Raw genomic sequence first — 3,480 nt, 5'->3', positions numbered from 1 at the left:
CGGGCGCGCCTTCGATGCGGGTGCCGGCGTGGTCGCAGCGCGTCCACATGGCGCGGCCGGTGAGGTGGGCGAAGCGCGGGCCGGTCATGGCTGGGGCTCCCGGGGCCGGCGCCGGGCGGGAGCGGGCGCGGCGGGGCGGTTCATCAGCATTCCTCCTTGCCGACCGGCACCGGCATGGTGGTGGCCGGGGTGGCGGGCACGTCGGCGTCGAGGGGCGGCAGGGCTTCGGCGGTGGCGTCGGCGCCGATGGCGACCTTCACGTCGAGGAGGACCGGGAGCTGCCAGGGCAGCAGCGCGACGGTTTGTTCGACGGCGCTGCGGGTGCCGGCGCGGTCGATCTGCTCGCCGACGACGCGCACCGCATTGACCAGGCGCACGCCCTGCACGCGCAGGATGGCGGCTTCGATGTCGCGGTCGCGCACGTCGCGGCCGAAGGGCCAGCCGGTGCCGTCGGGCCCGTAGGGTGGCAGTGGTGCGAGGTGTTGGCGCAGGGCGAGCTCGACGTGGCGGCGCAGGGTTTCCTCACCGGCGCCGGCGTCTGGTTCGACGGCCACCGAGCAACTCAGGCGCACGTACTGGGGCGGGGTGACGTAGAGCTCGGTGGTGACGAGCCGGCGCGGCTCGAGCCAGGCGCAGACGCGGCGCAGCATTTCCTTGTCGGGGGTGGGCTGGTCGGGCTGCTGCGGGTCGTAGGCGGGCAGCACGATGAGGGTGACGACGCCGGGCACGCCGTCTACCCGTTCGTGGGGTTTGTGGCGGGGCAGCACTTCGGCGCGGCCCACGTGCACACCGGGCGTTTGCAGGGCCAGGTCGGCGAAGTCGGCGCTGGCGACGGCGCGGTCGTTGTGGCGCAGCACCTGGGGAATGCGGGCGCTGGCCTCGGGCAGGGTTTCGGCGTCGGCGCCGAAGTCGGCGGGCAGCGGGTTGGTGGGCTTGAGGGCCAGGGCGGCAGCCGGCGAGGCGCGCAGCACGCGGTTGATGCGCCCGGCGCCGACGTTGCCGCGCACGCCGCCGCCGTAGCGGTAGGCGAGGCAGCGGATGGCTTCACCCGGCAGCGGGATGCGGCCGTGGAGGCCGTCGCCGAAGCGTACCGTGCCGTCGCCCGGGTCGAGGGCGTAAAAGGGGTCGTCGGGGCCGGCCAGGGCGAGATCGTCCACGGCCTGCCAGTTTTCCCAGCCCAGGGGGCCGAGCACCTGGATGGTCTCGCTGCCGGCGATGACCGGGGGGTGGGCGAGGGGGTACTGCTGGCCGGTGCGCCCGTCGCCGTAGCCGAGGAGTTCGGCGGGGGCGGTGACGGCCTGTTCGGCGCGCACCACGTTGGCGTCGATCCAGCGCAGGCGCACCGGCGGATGGGTGGCGTCGATGCGGGCGACGCGGATCCAGCCCAGGACGCGGGCGGCGAGTTTGGCGTCGTCGAGGCGGGGCGGGAGTTCGCCGACGCCGAGCAGGTCGGGGTCGGGCGGGTCGAAGCTGGCGGCGGTCCAGTCGCCGAAGGGTTCGCTGGCGGTGGGGGCGATGTCGGGCAGGCGCAGGCGCACGATGCCCCGCCGGCCGAGGTTGTCGGTGCTGTCGGCGACGACGGCGAGGCGCTGGTAGCGCACCCGGTCGACCTTGGCGGCGCTGCCGGTGAAGCCGCCGGTGGAGATTTCCCAGCGCAGGGGCCAGCGCTCGGGGTCGGTGCCGGGGTCGGGGCAGCGGTGGTGGTCGGTGGCACCGCAGAGGGCGTCGTCGCTCTGTACGCCGAGGTTGAGCACCTGGCCGGCGAGGGCCTTGCGCAGCCGGGCGCGGGCGGCGGCGGGGTTGTTGGCGCTGGCGCGCAGGGCGTCGGCCATGGCGGCCTCGGGGGCCAGCAGGCACAGCCACAGGCGGCTGTCGACGCTGGCGCCGGTGGACAGGGGGGGCGGCAAGCGGCCGCCGTCGGGGGCGGCAAGGGGCACCGGGCGGTACTGGTCGAGGGCCGGGGCGGTGCCGCCGAGGTGGTCGGCGAGCAGGGTGGCGACGTTTTCGACGCCACCGGCGAGCACCGGGCCGGTGTAGGGCTGCTTGGTCCAGGCGACGAGTTCGACGGGCAGCGCGGTGATCTCGTCGAGGCTCTGGAAGGGCACGTCGCCGGCGGAGAGTTCGAGGGTGGTGCCGCCGCTGCCGAAGTCCACCGGCACCGGGGCGAAGGGTGCGCGCGTGATGTCGAGGCGCACCAGGGCTTGGGCGGACCGCGCGGGCTTGGGCGGGATGGCCAGGAGGCGCAGGAATTCGAGCCGGGCGGCCTCGGGCACGCGGTTGAGGCGGTACAGCAGGTTGTCGCCGAGGGCGGCGAAGAGCTCGACGAGGGCGATGCCGGGGTCGGACGCGTTGTGGTCGGTCCACTCGGGGGCGTGGGTGGGGATGCGGCGGACCAGTTCGGCGCGCAGGTCGTCGAAGGCGCGGTCGTCGAGGCGGGGAGGCAGGATGGCCATGTCAGTTCCCCCTTGCCGTGGGGCGGGACGGGCGGCGGTTGCGGGCGGGTGGGCGTTTCATGTCAGGCGCCCCCGTTGAGGTAGAACGGAAACACGAGGTTGCGGGCGCCGGGTTCGCCGAGGATCTGGTAGCGGATGGCGATGGCGAGCACGGTGGGTTCCCGCGGGTCGGTGGTGACGGCGACGGATTCGACCTGGATGCGTGCTTCGTCGCGGGCCAGGGCTTCGGTGACGGCGGCGCGGATCTGGGTGCGCAGTTCGAGGCTGTTGGGCGCGAAGAGGTAGCGCCGCAGGCCGACGCCGAAGGTGGGCCGGGCGATGCGTTCGCCCGGCTCGGTGAGCAGGATGGCGCGGATCGACTGCTCGACGGCGTCGGCGCCCGACACCCGGCCGAAGCCGTCGCGGGTGACGAGGGGAAAACGCAGTCCGGTGCCGAGCTTGGGATTGGTCATGATCCCCTCTTGGGAAACGGCAGGCAGATCTTGAGGAACAGCATCCAGCTGAACGAGGGCAGCGCGATCAGGATCGTGAAGATGATCTTGAACAGGATCAGCGCGCAGATCGTGAGGATGGGGATGCCGAAGTTGCAGATCATGCCAAGGCCGAAGTCGCGCCGGGTGTCGGCCATCTCGCCGCCGACCGTGACGCCGGAGCCGGGCGGGCTGGCGACGCCGGCGAAGGGCTGGGCGCGGGCCCGGGCGAGGCGGGGGATGTCGCGCAGCAGCCGGGCGATGTCGGGCATCTGGATGCTGGCCGGGCGGGCGCCGAGGAGGTCGGTGGGGTCGGCGATGGAGAAGGGTTCGGTGGCGCGGGTCCAGACGATCCGGTCGGGCTCGCAGGGGCTGCGGCCGGCGACGCGTACCCAGCCCCAGGCGGCGTAGAGGTGCTCGGCGTCGAAGCGCAGGCGTGGCTGGGCGCTGCCGGCGCGGGCTTCGGGCAGGGCCAGGCGGGCGGCGTCGGCCAGGTAGGCGTCGGCGGCGGCGTTGCGGAAGGCGGCGAAGGTGGCGGCGTTGCCGCGCAGGCCGGG

3 protein-coding genes are annotated in these 3,480 nt (G+C 74.2%); all 3 read right to left on the bottom strand.

The features are described from left to right. Positions 1–143: 143 nt before the first annotated feature. On the bottom strand, positions 144–2,453 hold the full coding sequence (locus ACE3P2_RS19015; protein ID WP_374267404.1) for a putative baseplate assembly protein: 2,310 nt from the start codon (positions 2,451–2,453) through the stop codon (positions 144–146). Positions 2,454–2,515: 62 nt separating this feature from the next. Then, positions 2,516–2,905, bottom strand: a complete 390-nt coding sequence (locus tag ACE3P2_RS19010; protein ID WP_374267402.1) for a GPW/gp25 family protein — start codon at positions 2,903–2,905, stop codon at positions 2,516–2,518. Then, positions 2,902–3,480 (bottom strand): hypothetical protein (locus tag ACE3P2_RS19005; RefSeq protein ID WP_374267400.1); only part of this gene is annotated, 579 nt, incomplete at its 5' end. The genes ACE3P2_RS19010 and ACE3P2_RS19005, both read right to left, overlap by 4 nt.

It is taken from the genome of Zoogloea sp. (assembly GCF_041911615.1).
Classification (GTDB): domain Bacteria; phylum Pseudomonadota; class Gammaproteobacteria; order Burkholderiales; family Rhodocyclaceae; genus Zoogloea.
Note: the sequence above shows the minus strand (reverse complement) of the source record. Positions and strands in the feature narration are given on the sequence as shown.

Coding starts and splice junctions, on each gene's coding strand:
- ACE3P2_RS19010 (WP_374267402.1), bottom strand. CDS start 2,905: ATGACCAATCCCAAGCTCGGCACCGGACTGCGTTTTCCCCTCGTCACC.
- ACE3P2_RS19015 (WP_374267404.1), bottom strand. CDS start 2,453: ATGGCCATCCTGCCTCCCCGCCTCGACGACCGCGCCTTCGACGACCTG.